Source organism: Streptomyces sp. KR55 (genome assembly GCF_052245645.1).
Classification (GTDB): Bacteria; Actinomycetota; Actinomycetes; order Streptomycetales; family Streptomycetaceae; genus Streptomyces; species Streptomyces flavusporus.
The window spans coordinates 1-584 of sequence record NZ_JBQQCE010001018.1; the positions used below are offsets into that span (position 1 = coordinate 1).

The window sequence follows — 584 nt, forward strand, 5'->3', positions numbered from 1 at the left end:
CCCGTGCCCGGCGTGGTCGGCGTCGTCGGCGTGGTCGGCGTGGTCGGTGTCGTCGGCGTGGTCGGCGTGCCCGTGCCCGGCGTGGTCGGCGTCGTCGGCGTCGTCGGCGTGGTCGGTGTCGTCGGCGTCGTCGGCGTGCCCGTGCCCGGCGTCGTCGGCGTCGTCGGCGTGGTCGGTGTCGTCGGCGTGGTCGGTGTCGTCGGCGTCGTCGGCGTGCCCGTGCCCGGCGTGGTCGGCGTCGTCGGCGTCGTCGGCGTGGTCGGCGTCGTCGGCGTCGTCGGGATCGTCGGCGGGATCCGGGGGATCGTCGGCGGGATCCGGGGGATCGTCGGCAACGTCTGGGGGACCACACAGTTCGGCGGCGTCAGGACGAAGCGGCCGGTCCTGTTGTCGAAGACGGTCTGGCAGATCTGGTTGGGTGCCGCCTGCGACGAACCCGCCGGTGTCTGAGGCGCTGCCACAGCGCTTGTCGCGGCTATCGGTGCGGCGAGCGCAGAAAGGCAAGACGCGCCGACCACGTAGCTGATGCGCTTCCGAATGCGTGTCGACATGACGATCTCCTCTTGAGTGGATCTGGGCTACGT

General features: G+C 71.9%; 1 protein-coding gene. It reads right to left on the minus strand.

Annotated elements, in window-relative coordinates; translation table 11 throughout:
• On the minus strand, positions 1-504 hold a 504-nt coding region (locus ACTWQJ_RS52110), incomplete at its 3' end, for a hypothetical protein (RefSeq protein WP_443313312.1).
• Positions 505-584 lie beyond the last annotated feature (80 nt).